The sequence below is a fragment of the Streptomyces lasalocidi genome, from assembly GCF_005280215.1.
Taxonomy (GTDB): domain Bacteria; phylum Actinomycetota; class Actinomycetes; order Streptomycetales; family Streptomycetaceae; genus Streptomyces; species Streptomyces longwoodensis.
Map to the genome: position 1 here is coordinate 2,608,199 of NZ_SZNQ01000001.1, position 13,424 is coordinate 2,621,622.

Annotated in this window: 12 protein-coding genes and 1 pseudogene; 2 read left to right on the forward strand and 11 right to left on the reverse strand. The window is 74.6% G+C overall.

From position 1 onward, the window contains the following. Window positions 1-8 precede the first annotated feature (8 nt). The 4 genes from E4U91_RS11650 to E4U91_RS11665 all read right to left on the reverse strand — a co-directional run bounded on the left by E4U91_RS11650 (window position 9) and on the right by E4U91_RS11665 (window position 4,718). Window positions 9-1,079 carry a PhoH family protein gene (locus E4U91_RS11650; RefSeq protein WP_137306788.1) on the reverse strand — a complete coding sequence of 357 codons (1,071 nt, stop codon included), beginning with the start codon at window positions 1,077-1,079 and terminating at the stop codon, window positions 9-11. Window positions 1,080-1,236: 157 nt separating this feature from the next. Beyond that, the gene (locus E4U91_RS11655) at window positions 1,237-2,379 is read right to left on the reverse strand and encodes a carbohydrate kinase family protein (protein ID WP_137306789.1); all 1,143 of its coding nucleotides are present in this window, start codon (window positions 2,377-2,379) and stop codon (window positions 1,237-1,239) included. A gap of 114 nt (window positions 2,380-2,493) precedes the next feature. Continuing rightward, window positions 2,494-3,783 (reverse strand): glucarate dehydratase family protein, encoded by a 1,290-nt coding sequence (locus E4U91_RS11660; RefSeq protein WP_137306790.1) that lies wholly within the window; start codon window positions 3,781-3,783, stop codon window positions 2,494-2,496. Then, window positions 3,780-4,718 (reverse strand): 5-dehydro-4-deoxyglucarate dehydratase, encoded by a 939-nt coding sequence (locus tag E4U91_RS11665; protein WP_137306791.1) that lies wholly within the window; start codon window positions 4,716-4,718, stop codon window positions 3,780-3,782. Before E4U91_RS11665 ends, E4U91_RS11660 begins: the two co-directional genes overlap by 4 nt. Before the next feature lie 124 nt (window positions 4,719-4,842). Here E4U91_RS11665 and E4U91_RS11670 point away from each other — a divergent pair, with 124 nt between their 5' ends. Next, window positions 4,843-5,643, forward strand: coding sequence for an IclR family transcriptional regulator (locus tag E4U91_RS11670; protein ID WP_137306792.1), 801 nt, complete (start codon window positions 4,843-4,845; stop codon window positions 5,641-5,643). Window positions 5,644-5,668: 25 nt separating this feature from the next. On the opposite strand, the gene E4U91_RS11675 is transcribed toward E4U91_RS11670, so the two are convergent. The 4 genes and pseudogenes from E4U91_RS11675 to E4U91_RS11690 form a co-directional block, all read right to left on the reverse strand. Next, on the reverse strand, window positions 5,669-6,658 hold the full coding sequence (locus tag E4U91_RS11675; RefSeq protein WP_137306793.1) for an adenosine deaminase: 990 nt from the start codon (window positions 6,656-6,658) through the stop codon (window positions 5,669-5,671). Between the two features lie 20 nt (window positions 6,659-6,678). Beyond that, window positions 6,679-7,584, reverse strand: a complete 906-nt coding sequence (locus E4U91_RS11680; protein WP_137306794.1) for a ribonuclease Z — start codon at window positions 7,582-7,584, stop codon at window positions 6,679-6,681. A gap of 6 nt (window positions 7,585-7,590) precedes the next feature. After that, complete coding sequence (locus E4U91_RS11685; protein ID WP_137306795.1) at window positions 7,591-7,944, reverse strand: HIT domain-containing protein; 354 nt, start codon at window positions 7,942-7,944, stop codon at window positions 7,591-7,593. Between the two features lie 88 nt (window positions 7,945-8,032). Continuing rightward, window positions 8,033-10,750 (reverse strand): annotated as a pseudogene (locus tag E4U91_RS11690) (S41 family peptidase); the annotation flags it as partial. Window positions 10,751-10,804: 54 nt separating this feature from the next. Between E4U91_RS11690 and E4U91_RS39765 the strand changes: the two are divergent. Continuing rightward, window positions 10,805-11,044, forward strand: a complete 240-nt coding sequence (locus tag E4U91_RS39765; protein ID WP_168218028.1) for a hypothetical protein — start codon at window positions 10,805-10,807, stop codon at window positions 11,042-11,044. A 53-nt stretch (window positions 11,045-11,097) separates the two neighbouring features. Here E4U91_RS39765 and E4U91_RS11695 read toward each other — a convergent pair whose 3' ends face one another. Genes E4U91_RS11695 through E4U91_RS11705 form a run of 3 tightly spaced genes read right to left on the reverse strand, consistent with a single transcriptional unit; the run spans window position 11,098 to window position 13,336 of the window. Then, the gene (locus E4U91_RS11695) at window positions 11,098-11,490 is read right to left on the reverse strand and encodes a VOC family protein (RefSeq protein ID WP_137306796.1); all 393 of its coding nucleotides are present in this window, start codon (window positions 11,488-11,490) and stop codon (window positions 11,098-11,100) included. A 26-nt stretch (window positions 11,491-11,516) separates the two neighbouring features. Continuing rightward, window positions 11,517-12,263: a 16S rRNA (uracil(1498)-N(3))-methyltransferase gene (locus E4U91_RS11700; RefSeq protein ID WP_137306797.1), complete on the reverse strand. Its 747-nt coding sequence runs from the start codon at window positions 12,261-12,263 to the stop codon at window positions 11,517-11,519. Next, window positions 12,260-13,336, reverse strand: a complete 1,077-nt coding sequence (locus E4U91_RS11705; protein ID WP_137306798.1) for a nitronate monooxygenase — start codon at window positions 13,334-13,336, stop codon at window positions 12,260-12,262. Before E4U91_RS11705 ends, E4U91_RS11700 begins: the two co-directional genes overlap by 4 nt. Window positions 13,337-13,424: the final 88 nt, after the last annotated feature.

Here is a 13,424-nt window from a genome sequence, read left to right on the forward strand (position 1 = left end):
TGCTGTGTCTACTTCCCCTTGTGCGCGGACTTCCCCCGGCCGCCCTTGTGCGTGCCGTTCTCCGTGCCGTGCTGGCTGTCGTACTGCTCGTACGCGTCGACGATACGGCCCACCAGCTTGTGCCGGACGACGTCGTGCGAGGACAGCCGCGCGAAGTGGACGTCGTCGACGCCCTCCAGGATCTCCTGCACCTGCCGCAGACCGGACTTGGTGCCGCTCGGCAGGTCGACCTGCGTCACGTCACCGGTGATCACGATCTTGGAGTCGAAGCCGAGGCGGGTGAGGAACATCTTCATCTGCTCGGGGCTCGTGTTCTGCGCCTCGTCCAGGATGATGAACGCGTCGTTGAGCGTGCGGCCGCGCATGTACGCCAGCGGGGCGACCTCGATCGTGCCCGCCGCCATCAGCCGCGGGATCGAGTCGGGGTCGATCATGTCGTGCAGGGCGTCGTAGAGCGGGCGCAGGTAGGGGTCGATCTTCTCGTAGAGCGTGCCCGGCAGGAAGCCGAGGCGCTCGCCGGCCTCGACCGCGGGGCGGGTCAGGATGATGCGGTTGACCTGCTTGGACTGCAGCGCCTGGACGGCCTTGGCCATCGCCAGGTACGTCTTTCCGGTGCCGGCGGGGCCGATGCCGAAGACGATCGTGTGGTGGTCGATCGCGTCGACGTACCGCTTCTGGTTGAGGGTCTTCGGGCGGATGGTGCGTCCCCGCGAGGAGAGGATGTTCTGCGTGAGCACCTCGGCCGGGGTCTCCTGGCCGTCGTTGGTGCCCGCCTCGCTCGCCCGCAGCATGGCGATCGACCGTTCCACTGCGTCCTCCGTCATCGGCTGCCCGGTGCGGAGCACCAGCATCATCTCTTCGAACACGCGCGAGATGAGGGCGACGTCGACCGGGTCGCCGACCGCGCTGATCTCATTGCCCCGGACGTGGATGTCGGCCGCCGGGAAGGCCTTCTCGATCACGCGCAGGAGGGCGTCTCCGGATCCCAGCACGGTCACCATGGGGTGCTGGGCGGGAACGGTGAACTGCGCTCGCGCCTGCCCCTGCGCGGGGCTGTGAGCTGTGGGTGTCTGAGTCATGGGCCGGCTCTGTAGGCCTTGCTCGTCCTCCTCGATACGGCACGCGCGCCACACGGGCGGCCTGGCGAATTCAAGGGTACGCCGGGCCACCGACAACGCCGTAGGCGTTTTATCGGCCCGGCATCCGGGACGACGGGAGGTCCCGCGTCCGGCCCGCTCAGTTCGAACGGCCGAAGCCGATCGTCGGGACGGCCCGGCGCAGGGGCCAGGGCCGCGCCGCGTCGTCGGGGAGCAGCCGCTCCAGGAACGCGTACCGGCTCAGGGCCGCCCGGTCCTGGCCCTCGACCGAGGGCACCTCGCGCCACCAGGTCGCGATCTCCGACCAGCCGGGCGCCGACAGCGACCCGCCGAACTCCTGCACCGACAGCGCCGCCACCAGCCCGGCGAAGGCGAGCCGGTCCGCCAACGGCCAGCCCGCGAGCGAGCCGGTGACGAACCCGGCCACGAACACGTCCCCGGCCCCCGTAGGGTCCAGGGCCTCCACGGCGATCGCCGGCACCTCGGCCGTCTCCCCCGTCCGCCGGTCCACCGCGTACGCGCCCTCCGCGCCGAGCGTGACCACCGCGACCGGCACGTGCTCGGTGAGGGCGTGCGCGGCGGCGCGCGGGGAGTCGGTGCGGGTGTAGCGCATGGCCTCCTCGGCGTTGGGCAGGAACGCCTCGCAGTGGGCGAGGTCGGACAGTCCGGCCAGGTCCCACGCGCCCGTGTCGTCCCAGCCGACGTCGCCGAAGATCCGGGTGCCCCGGGCGGCGGCCTGGGCGATCCAGGTGGCCGGCCGGCCCGGTACCAGCGAGGCGACCGCGGCCCGCGCGCGGGGCGGGCAGTCGGGGGCGGGCTCCTCGGGGGGCGGTTCGTGGCCGTGGGAGACCATCGTGCGCTCCCCCTCGTACGCCATGGACACAGTGACCGGCGAGTGCCAGCCGGGGACGCTGCGCGACGGGGTCAGGTCGATGCCCTCGCCCTGCGCGAGGGCGTCCCAGCAGTACTCGCCGTAGTGGTCGTCCCCGAAGGCCGCCGCGAGGCTGGTGCGCAGGCCGAGGCGGGCCAGCGCGGTGGCCATGTTGGCGACCCCGCCGGGGCTGGAGCCCATGCCGCGGGCCCAGGACTCGGTGCCGCGCACCGGCGCGGAGTCGAGGCCGGTGAAGACGATGTCGAGGAAGACGGTGCCCGTGAGGTACACGTCCCACGGGGGGTCGCCGGGCGCGCGCAGGGCGGCCAGGGGGTCGACGTGGGCCTGGCGGTGCGGGCCCTCGGTGAGGGGCGACGGTCCCTTTCCGTGGGACGGGCCGGACGCGGTCACGGTGCACTCCCTGACATGGTGCGGATCAGGCCAGTGTGCACCACCCCACCGACAGCCGGGCGGCGCTCGCGCCCCGGACGTCCGTCGCGTCCGGCACCCCGCGCCGCGCTGCCCCTACCAGCGCGGCACGGCCGGCGTGACCCACTTCGGGTCGACGACGCGCAGGGCCGCCGCGTCGTCCCGGTCGCGCAGCCGGCCGTCGTCGTCCAGCCACCGCCGGTGCAGGAACGCCAGCCGCTCCCGGTCGAGTTCGACGCCGAGGCCGGGTCCGTCGGGCACGGCGACCCGGCCGCCGGTGATCGGTACGCGCGCGGTGAGGACGTCCTCGGACTGCCAGGGGTAGTGGGTGTCGCAGGCGTGGTGCAGGTTCGGCACGGTGGACGCGACGTGGGTCATCGCGGTCAGGCTGATCCCGAGGTGGGTGTTGGAGTGCATGGACACCCCGACGCCGAACGCGGCGCACAGCGCGGCCAGGTGCTGGGTGGCGCGCAGGCCGCCCCAGTAGTGGTGGTCGGACAGGACGACCTGGACGGCGTCGCGGCGGAACGCCTCCTCGATCTCGGCGAACGTCGTCACGCACATGTTGGTGGCGAGCGGCACCTCGGTCCCGGCGGCGACCTCGGCCATGGCCGGGGTGCCGAGCGCGGGGTCCTCCAGGTACTCCAGGAGACCGCCGACCTCCGCCGCGACCTCCAGCGAGGTCGCCACGGACCAGGCGCCGTTGGGGTCCAGGCGCAGGGGGTGTCCGGGGAAGGCCGCGGCGAGGGCGCGGACCGCGGCGACCTCCTCGTCCGGCGGGAAGACGCCGCCCTTGAGCTTGAAGGAGGTGAAGCCGTAGCGCTCGGTGAACCGGCGGGCCTGCTCCACGATCCCGGCCGGGTCGAGCGCCGCGCCCCAGTCGTCCTGCTCGGCGGGCACGCCCTCGGGGTGCCGCGCCCACTTGTAGAACAGGTAGGCGCTGTACTCGACGGCGTCGCGCACCTTGCCGCCGAGCAGTGCGTGCACGGGCAGCCCGAGCGCCTTGCCGAGGGCGTCCAGGCAGGCCACCTCGAAGGCGGAGACGACGGACAGGCGCAGCTTGTCGGCGGTCTGGACGCCGCGCAGCCCGCCGACGTCGACCTGTCCGGAGACCCGGGAGGCGTCCACCGCGACCTCGTCGGCGAGGGCGGACAGCGCGTTGAGCTCGCTGACCCGACGCCCCTTCAGCTTCTCGGCGAACGGCCGGGCCAGCTCCAGGTACTTGGTGTCGCCGTAGGTCTCGCCGACCCCGGTGGTCCCGTCCGCGGTGACGACCTCGACGACGAGCCTGGGGGTGTACGGCTGGTGCACGCCCTGGGTGTTGAGCAGGGGCGGGTCGGCGACGAGGACCGGGGTGAGGACGACGTCGGTGACGGTGAGGTTCACAGGGCGGCTCCCACGAGGTCGAGTCCGGCGGCGAGCAGGGTCCGCAGGTCGGCCAGGTCGGCCGCCGACGGGTCGGTGAGCGGGGCGCGCACGGGCCCGACGGGACGGCCGCGCAGCCTGGCCGCGGCCTTCACCAGGGACACGGCGTACCCCGGCGTCCGGTCGCGGAGTTCGACGAACGGGACGTAGAAGGCGCGCAGCAGCTTGTCGGCGGTGCCGTCGTCGCCGTCGCGCAGGGCGGCGAAGAAGGCGTTCGCGATCTCGGGCGCGAAGGCGTGGACGGCGGAGGAGTAGGCGCGCACGCCGACGGCGGCGTAGGCGCGGGCCTGGACCTCGGCGGTGGCGGCGCCGTTGAAGAAGAGGAAGCCCTCGGGGGCGGCGAGGGTGAGCCGCTGGAGGCGGTCGAGGTCGCTGTGGCCGTCCTTGAGGCCGATGACGGACGGGATGCGCGCGAGGCGCCGGAACGCGGCGAGGGAGTAGTCGACCTGGCCGCGCTGGTAGACGACCAGGGGGAGCCGGGTGCGGGCGGCGAGCTGTTCGAGCTGGGCGACCAGACCGTCCTGCGGTGCGGCGACGAGGTAGTGGGGCAGGACGAGCAGCGCGTCGGCGCCGGCGTCCTCGGCCTGGCGCGCGAACCGGACGGCCTGCGCCCAGCCGTACCCGACGCCGGCCACGACGGGCACCCGGCCCGCCGCCTCCTCGACGGTGATCTCGACGACCCGCCGGTACTCGTCCTCGTCCAGCGCGTGGAACTCGCCGGTGCCGCAGGCCGGGAACACGGCGCCGGGTGCGGCCGCGAGCCGGTCGGCGACGTGGGCGCGGAAGCCGTCCGGGTCGAGGGCGCCGTCCTCGCGGAAGCTCGTGAGCGGGAACGAGAGCACCCCGCGCGCCATGCCCTCCCGCAGCCGCCGGGCCGTGTCGGTGTCGAGGCTCACCCTCGCTCATCTCCCCATGTAGACGTCATCCACGTATAGGGATGAAGGTTAGATACGCGAATGACACCCGTCAATGGCCCCCACCGGGGCGGCCCGCTCCTGGCCGCCCGCTTACGATCGGCGCATGGCGGAGACAGACGGCGGCACGGGAGGCGTCCGCGAGGTGAAGTCCGCCGCGCGCACGGTCGAGCTGCTGGAACTGCTCGCCGAGCGCGGTGACCGCCCGGCCAGGCTCCAGGAGCTGGCCGACGAACTGGGCGTGCCGCGCAGCTCGATGTACGCGCTGCTGCAAACCCTCGCCGCCCGCGGCTGGGTGCGCACCGACGTCACCGGCTCGCTGTACGGCATCGGCATCCGCGCCCTGCTCACCGGCACCGGCTACCTGGACTCCGACCCGCGCGTGCGCGCCGCGCGCCCGTACCTGGACGAGGCGTCCGAGGCGCTCGGCGAGACGATCCACCTGGGGCGCCTGGACGGCCGGGACGTGGCGTACCTGGCCACGCGGGAGTCGCACGCCTACCTCAGGACGATCAGCAGGGTCGGGCGGCGCCTGCCCGCGCACGCGGGCGCGCTGGGCAAGGCACTGCTGGCCGAACGCCCGGACACCGACCTGCCCGAGGGGCCGTACGCGGTGCTCACGCCGAACACGCACACCACCCGGGAGTCACTGGCCGCCGACCTCGCGGCGACCCGCGCCCGCGGTCACTCGGTCGACCGCGAGGAGGGCGTCCTGGGCCTGGTCGGCTTCGGCTTCGCGCTGCGCTACGACACCCCGGCGCAGGACGCGGTGAGCTGCTCGGTGCCGGTGGCGCGGCTGTCGCCGGAGCACGAGGCGCGCATCGTGGCCGTCATGTCGGAGATCCGGACGAAGATCGAGGCGACCGCGACGGCACCCACCGCGGGCGGCACCGTCCAGTGGAGGTAGCCGCCGCAGTGGCCCCGGGGACACGTCAGAAGCGGTACGCCTCCACCTCGGCGAGGTAGCGCGCCCTGCGCTCCTCGTCGTCGTCCAGGAAGGACGCGAGGAAGGAGTTGCGGGCCAGTTCGCGCAACCGCTCCTCGTCCAGCCCGAGCGTCCGGCGGACGGCGTCGAGGTTGTCGCCGGCGTAGCCGCCGAAGTAGGCGGGGTCGTCGGAGTTGACCGTGCACAGCAGACCGGCGTCCAGCATGGCGGGCAGCGGGTGGTCGGCGAGGGTGTCGACCGCGCGCAGGCGGACGTTGGACAGCGGGCACAGGGTGAGCGGGATCCGCTCCCGCACCAGCCGCTCGACCAGCGCGGGGTCCTCCAGGCAGCGCAGGCCGTGGTCGACGCGCTCGACGCCGAGCACGTCGAGGGCCTCGGTGATGTACGCGGGCGGCCCCTCCTCACCGGCGTGGGCGACGCGCCGCAGTCCGAGCGCGGCGGCGGCCTCGTACACCTCACGGAACTCCGCCGGCGGGTGCCCGACCTCCGCCGAGTCGAGGCCGACGCCGGTGATCCGGTCCAGGTACGGCTCGGCGTCCTTCAGGGTCGCCAGGGCCGAGTCGGCGGACTCGTCGCGCAGGAAGCACATGATCAGCCGGGTGGACACGCCGTGCCGCTCCTCGCTGCGGCCGAGGGCCTGCCACAGCCCCTCGACGACCGTGCCGAGCTCCACCCCGCGCTGGGTGTGCGCCTGCGGGTCGAAGAAGATCTCCGCGTGCCGCACGCCCTGCGCGGCGGCGCGGGCCAGGTAGGCGTCGGCGAGGTCGGCGAAGTCCTGCTCGGTGCGCAGGACGTCCATCAGCGCGTAGTACAGGTCCAGGAAGGACTGCAGGTCCTGGAAGTCGTACGCCCGGCGCAGGGCGTCGGTGTCGGCGTGGGGCAGGGTCACCCCGTTGCGCGCGGCCAGCGCGAAGGCCAGCTCGGGCTCCAGGGTGCCTTCGATGTGCAGGTGCAGTTCGGCGATCGGCAGAGGCATCAAAGCATCGTACGGGCCGTTTACCGTCGTTTCGGAACCGGCACCCGGAGCAGGTCGTGGGCCACGGTCAGCTCGCCCTCGAAGCCGGCCGCGCGGGCCTGCCGCTCGAACTCGTCGGGGTCGGAGTAGCGCTGGCTGAAGTGCGTCAGCACCAGGTGCCGCACCCCGGCGTCCCGGGCCACCGCCGCGGCCTGGCCGGCCGTCAGGTGGCCGTGCTCGACAGCCAGTTGCTCGTCCTCGTCGAGGAAGGTCGACTCGATGACCAGCAGGTCGCAGCCCTCGGCGAGCGCGTGCACGCCCTCGCACAGCCGGGTGTCCATGATGAACGCGAACCGCTGTCCGCGCCGCACCTCGCTGACGTCCTCCAGCCGCACGTCCCCGAGGGCACCCTCGCGCTGGATGCGGCCGACGTCGGGTCCCCGCACGCCGAGCGCGGCCAGCCGTTCGGGCAGCATCCGGCGGCCGTCGGGCTCGACCAGCCGGTAGCCGTAGGACTCGACCGGGTGGGACAGCCGGCGGGCCTGGAGGGTGTACGAGCCGGTCACGGCGAGCGTGCCGTCGGCGTCGACGGGCGCCTCGGTGATGCCCACGGTCTCGCGGTAGGCGGTGGAGTACCGCAGCCGGGTGAAGAAGTGCTGCCCGGAGCGCGGGTAGTGGGCGGTGACCGGGTGCGGGACCCGGTCGAGGTTGATCCGCTGGATCACCCCGGCGAGGCCCAGGGAGTGGTCGCCGTGGAAGTGGGTGACGCAGACCCGGTTCAGGTCGTGCGCCGCGACCCCGGCGCGCACCATCTGGCGCTGGGTGCCCTCGCCGGGGTCGAACAGGATGCCCTCGCCGTCCCAGCGCAGCAGGTAGCCGTTGTGGTTGCGGTGCCGGGTCGGGACCTGGCTGGCGGTGCCGAGGACGACCAGTTCACGGACGGACATCGCGGCCTATCCGGGGGGCCATTCCAGGCCCCGCCCGCCGATGACGTGCGCGTGGGCGTGCCAGACGGTCTGGCCGGCGCCGCCGCCGGTGTTGAAGACGGTGCGGTAGCTGTCCAGTTGCTCGTCCTCCGCGACGGCCCGCGTCTCGCGCAGCACGTCGGCGGCGAGCTCCGGCGCGGCGGCGGCCAGCGCGGCGGCGTTCTCGTGGTGCGCCTTGGGGATCACCAGGACGTGCGTGGGCGCCTGGGGGTTGATGTCCCGGAAGGCGAGGGTCGTGGCGGTCTCCCGCACGACCGTGGCCGGCACCTGCCCGCCGACGATCTTGCAGAACAGGCAGTCGTCCTGCGGCTCCCCTGCCATGCGTGTGCCTCCTGACGCCGGTCGGATCTCCGGTTGGATCTCCGGTTGGATCTACGGGGCATGGTAGTCGCCCCGGGGGTGCCTGCCCTCACGGCAGGGTGGGCGGGGTCTTCGCCGGGCCGGTCTCCAGCGCCTGGAGCGCCATCCGGATCGCCTCGTCCAGCTGGACGTCCCGTCCCGCGGCCCAGTCCTGCGGCCGTACGACCACCTCGACGTCCGGGTCGACGCCGTGGTTCTCCACGTCGAAGCCGTAACCCTCCAGCCAGATCGCGTACTTGGGCTGGGTGACGAGCGTGCCGTCGACCAGGTGGTAGCGGCTGTCGATGCCGACGGTGCCGCCCCAGGTGCGGGTGCCGACCACCGGGCCGATGCCCAGGGCCTTGATCGCCGCGTTGACGATGTCGCCGTCGGAGCCGGAGAACTCGTTGGCCACCGCGACGACGGGGCCGCGCGGCGCGTCCTCCGGGTAGCTGACCGGCCGCATCCCGCGCGGCAGGTCCCACCCGACGATCCGCCGGGCCAGCTTCTCGATCACCAGTTGCGAGGTGTGGCCGCCGCGGTTCTCCCGGACGTCCACGACCAGCCCCTCCCGGGCCACCTCCACCCGCAGGTCGCGGTGGATCTGGGCCCAGCCGGGCGCCTGCATGTCGGGCACGTGCAGGTACCCCAGCCGGCCCCCGGAGCGCTCGTGGACGTAGGCGCGCCGGCCGGCGACCCAGGCGTGGTAGCGCAGCGCCTCCTCGTCGGCGAGCGGGACCACGACCGCGTGCCGGGGCTCGCCGCCGCCGGACGGCGAGACGGTCAGCTCGGTCGGCCTGCCCGCCGTCCCGACCAGCAGCGGCCCGGGCCCGGTGACCGGGTCGACCGGCTGGCCGCCCACGGCGACGATCGCGTCCCCCGCGCGCACCGCCACGCCCGGCGCGGTGAGCGGGGAGTGCGCGTCGGGGTCGGAGGTCTCCGAGGGCAGGATCCGGTCGATGCGCCAGGTGCCGTCCGCGTGCCGGGAGAGGTCGGCGCCGAGCAGCCCCTGCCGGGGGCCGCGGCCGGAGCCGCCGCGCGGGACGACGTAGGCGTGGGAGGTGCCGAGTTCGCCGTGCACCTCCCACAGCAGGTCGACGAGGTCGTCGTGGGTGGCCACGCGGTCCAGGACCGGGCGGTAGCGGTCCAGGACCCCGTCCCAGTCGACGCCGCCGAGGTCCGGGCGCCAGAAGTTGTCCCGCATGATGCGGCCGTTCTCGTCGAACATCTGCCGCCACTCGGCGGCCGGGTCGACGGTGCGGCGGATCCGGCCGAGGTCCACGGTGACGTTGCCGTCGCCGTCCTCGTCGCCGGGGGCCCGCCGGTCGCTGGGCACCACCCTCAGCTTGCCGTCGGTCCACAGCAGCAGCCGCTTGCCGTCGCCGCTGACCTCGAAGTCGTCGGCGTCGGCGGCGAGGTGGTCGAGGCGGTGCTGGACCAAGTCGTAGCGCTCCAGCTCGGTGCGCGGGTCGGGGTCGTCGGGGGTGGCCCGGGAGGCGCCGAGGACGCCGCGCACCGGGTGCCGCAGCCACAGCACGCCGTCCTTGGCGGCCCGCAGCGAGGAGTAGCGGCCGGCCTCCACCGGGAACGGCACGACCCGTTCGCCCAGCCCGTCGAGGTCGATGCGGGTCGCGGGGGTGCCCTCGCCGTCGGGCGTCTCGTCCTTGTCCGGCGCGTCGAAGGGGCGGCCGTGGCGCTGCGGGCCGAACGGCGAGGGCGTGGTCGCGGCCAGCGTGATCAGGTGGGGCCGGGCCGCGACGACGAAGGACAGGTCGAAGGCGTGCTGGTCGTAGACCGGGTCGAAGGCGCGCGTGGACAGGAACGCCAGGTGCTTGCCGTCGAGGGTGAAGGCGGGCGCGTAGTCGCGGAACCGCAGCGGGGTCGCCTCGGTGACCGACAGGTCGGTGGTGTGGGCGAGCCGGAGCTGGCTGAGCGGGCGCGGCCCGGGGTGCGACCAGGCCAGCCACGTCGAGTCCGGCGAGAAGACCAGGTCGGACACCTCGCCGTCGTCGCTGCGGTCGACCTCGCGGACCTCGCCGGTCTCCCGTTCGACGAGCAGCAGCCGTCCGTCGTGCGCGGCGACGGCGGCGCGGCTGCCGTCGGGGGCCACGGCCAGTTCCAGGACCCGGCCGAGCCGCCCGGCGGCCAGCCGGCGCGGGGTGGAGCCGGGCGTCAGACCGGTGGCGGGCGCGAACTCCAGGGCGTCCTCGCCCTCGGCGTCCGTCACCCACACCACCCACTCCTCGCCCTCGGCGCGGAAGGTGCGCGGCAGCCGGGCCCGCACCCCGGGCTCGGCGGCCAGCGCGCGGGCCGGGCCGGAGCGGTGGGTGATCCAGTGGACGGCGCCGCGCACCTCGACGGCGCTGCCGCGCGCGGTGTGGTCGGGGGCGGCCCCGCCCAGCCAGCGGGCGGCGGCCACGGGGTGCGGCCGGCGGGCGGCGCGCTGCCCGCCGAGCCGGATGTCGAGCCGGCGCGGCCCGTCGCCGTCGAGGTCGTCGAGGATCCACAGCTCGCCCGCGCTGCTGTGGACGACGCGCCGGCCGTCGCCGCTCGCCTGCCGGGCGTAGAAGCCGCCGAGGGGCGTGTGGCGGCGCAGGTCGGAGCCGTCGGCCAGGGAGGAGTACAGCGCGCCGGTGCCCTCGTGGTCGGACAGGAAGGCGATGCGGTCGCCCACCCACTGCGGGTACTCGATGTTGCCGTCGAGGTCCTCGTGCAGCCGCGTGAACTCCCCGGTGTCCTCCCGGTCGATCCACAGCTTGCCCGCCGTGCCGCCCCGGTAGCGCTTCCAGTGGGGTCCACGGAGGCGACCGTCCCGTGGGTGCCGCCGTCGTCGTAGCCGCCGGTGCAGGTCAGCCAGCGCACGGCGACGTCGCGGTGCTGGAGCTCCCGGGTCGCGGCCTGGTCGGTGGTGTACGCCACGGAGGCCGCGTTCAGCCCGCCCGGGTCGCAGCCCACGGCCGCGCCGACGGCGAGCACCCCGAGCCCCGCCACGGCGAAGGCCCTCGCACCGCGCGCCCGTCCCGCCCGCGCCCACGTCGCCCCCATGCACAGCAGCCTGCCACCGCCGCCCCCGGCCCGGTAGACCACATGCGGCCAACGCCGGGTGGGAGGTGACGGGCCGTCGGCGCGACGGCGTCAGCCGCGCAGCAGCAGCCACTCCTGGAGCTCGACGAGGTTGCCCTCCGGGTCCTTGAGGTGGGCGACCCGCATCCGGTCGGTCATCGGGGCCGGACCGTGGGCCAGGACGGCGCCGCGGGCGGTGAGCTGCGCGCAGTAGGCGTCCAGGTCGTCCACCCGCAGCACGACCAGCGAGCGGTGCCCGGTCGCCGCGTCGCCCAGCTCCCCCAGGACCCCGGCCATCATCGCCCGGTCCTGCAGCGCGATGCCCGCCGACCCGGTGTGCGGGCTGAACTTCTCGTACGGCCCCCGCTCCGCGCCCGACTGCGGCTTCAGGCCGAGGACGTCGGCGTAGAAGCGGTAGCAGGCGGTGAAGTCGGTGACGAGCAGCCGCACCTGGGCCAGTTCCATGCGCTCCCCCTGATCGGTCCGGTCGGTCAGGACCACCGGCCGGTGCGGCCGAGGACCAGGGCCGCGGCCGCCGTCCCCGCGGTCGACGTGCGCAACACGCTACGGCCCAGCACGTACGCCCCCGCACCCGCCTCCAGGAACAGCGCCAACTCGTCCGCGGCGACGCCCCCTTCGGGCCCCACGACCAGCACGATGTCGCCCTCGGCGGGCAGTTCGGCGGTGGCCAGCGGCGCGCCGGGGTGGTCGAAGTCGGAGTGCAGCACGGCGGCGAAGTCCGCGTCGGCCAGCAGTGCGGCCACCTGCTTGGTGCTCGCCGCGTCCGCGACCCGGGGGAAGCGCACCCGGCGGGACTGCTTGCCGGCCTCGCGGGCGGTGCCGCGCCACTTGCCGAGCGCCTTGGCACCGCGCTCGCCGCGCCACTGGGTGATGCAGCGGGCCGCCTGCCACGGCACGATCGCGTCGACGCCGACCTCGGTCATCATCTCCACGGCCAGTTCGCCCCGGTCGCCCTTGGGCAGGGCCTGCACGACCGTGATCCGCGGCGACGGCTCGGGCTCCTCCGTCACCGGCGCCAGCCGCACCAGCAGCCGGTCCTTGCCCTCGGTGCCGGTGACCTCGCCCGTCGCGTGGCGTCCGGCGCCGTCGGTGAGGACGACCTCCTCGCCCGGCTCCAGCCGCTTCACGGAGACCGCGTGCCGGCCCTCGGGGCCGTCGAGCACGAAGGGACCGCCGTGCGCGTCGAGGCGGTCGACGACAAAGACCGGCGCCGTCACCGGGCACCGTCCCAGGAGGACAACGACGTCCGGGCGGCGGCGAGTTCGTCGGCCAGCACCTCCACCAGCCGCCCCGCGGGCAGCTCGCGGGCCAGCCGGTGGCCCTGTCCGGCCCACAGCGCCATGCCCTGCGCGTCCCCCGCCTTGGCGGCGGCCCGGCGCAGCGGCGCGGTGAGGTGGTGGACCTCCGGGTAGGCGGCGGGCGCGTACGGCCCGTGCTCGCGCAGGAAGCGGTTGACCAGACCGCGGGCCGGGCGCCCGGAGAACGCCCGGGTCAGCTCGGTGCGGACGAACAGCGGGTTGGTCAGCGCCTGTTTGTGCACGGCGGGGGCGCCGGACTCGGGCGTCGCGAGGAACGCGGTGCCCAGCTGGGCCGCGCTCGCGCCCGCCGCGAGGACGGCGGCGATCTGCCCGCCGCGCATGAGGCCGCCCGCGGCGACCAGCGGAAGGCCCACCGTCTCGCGGACCTGCGCGAGCAGGGCGAGCAGCCCCACGCCCGTGCCGTCGTTCTCCCGGACGTCGCGGTGGGTGCCCTGGTGGCCGCCCGCCTCCACGCCCTGCACGATCACGGCGTCGGCGCCCGCCCGCTCCACCGCGAGCGCCTCCTCGGCGGTGGTCGCGGTGACCAGGGTGACGGTGCCGGCCCGGCGCAGCGCGTCCAGCACGTCCCGGCGCGGCACGCCGAAGTGGAAGGAGACCACCGGCACCGGGTTGTCGAGCAGCACGGCGAGCTTGGCGTCGTAGCCGTCGTCCCGCCCGCTGTCGGGGTCACCGAGCTCGGTGTCGTACCAGCTGGCCTCGCCGGCCAGCTGGTGGGCGTAGACCTCGACGGCACCCGACTCGGCGTGCTCGGGCTGCGGCATGAACAGGTTGACCCCGAAGGGGCGGGAGGTCAGGCTCCGCAGTTGCTTGATCTCCTGGTACATCCCGTCGGCGGTCTTGTACCCGGCGGCCAGGAAGCCCAGCCCGCCCGCCTCGCTCACCGCGGCGGCGAGCACGGGGAGGGAGACGCCGCCCGCCATGGGGGCCTGCACGATCGGGTGGGGGAACAGATCGGTCAGTGCGGAGGACATGACGGCATGGTGTCATGTCCGCCGGACAACGCCGAATCGGGAGGCGCGGGAGGGCCCGCGCCTCCTCGGCGGCCGTGCAGCGGCGCCG

Excerpts from the sequence above, each read along its gene's own strand:
- E4U91_RS11675 (WP_137306793.1), bottom strand. The coding sequence starts at position 6,658 with ATGCCTCTGCCGATCGCCGAACTGCACCTGCACATCGAAGGCACCCTG.
- E4U91_RS11670 (WP_137306792.1), top strand. The coding sequence starts at position 4,843 with ATGGCGGAGACAGACGGCGGCACGGGAGGCGTCCGCGAGGTGAAGTCC.
- E4U91_RS11705 (WP_137306798.1), bottom strand. The coding sequence starts at position 13,336 with ATGTCCTCCGCACTGACCGATCTGTTCCCCCACCCGATCGTGCAGGCC.
- E4U91_RS11680 (WP_137306794.1), bottom strand. The coding sequence starts at position 7,584 with ATGTCCGTCCGTGAACTGGTCGTCCTCGGCACCGCCAGCCAGGTCCCG.
- E4U91_RS11685 (WP_137306795.1), bottom strand. The coding sequence starts at position 7,944 with ATGGCAGGGGAGCCGCAGGACGACTGCCTGTTCTGCAAGATCGTCGGC.
- E4U91_RS11695 (WP_137306796.1), bottom strand. The coding sequence starts at position 11,490 with ATGGAACTGGCCCAGGTGCGGCTGCTCGTCACCGACTTCACCGCCTGC.
- E4U91_RS11650 (WP_137306788.1), bottom strand. The coding sequence starts at position 1,079 with ATGACTCAGACACCCACAGCTCACAGCCCCGCGCAGGGGCAGGCGCGA.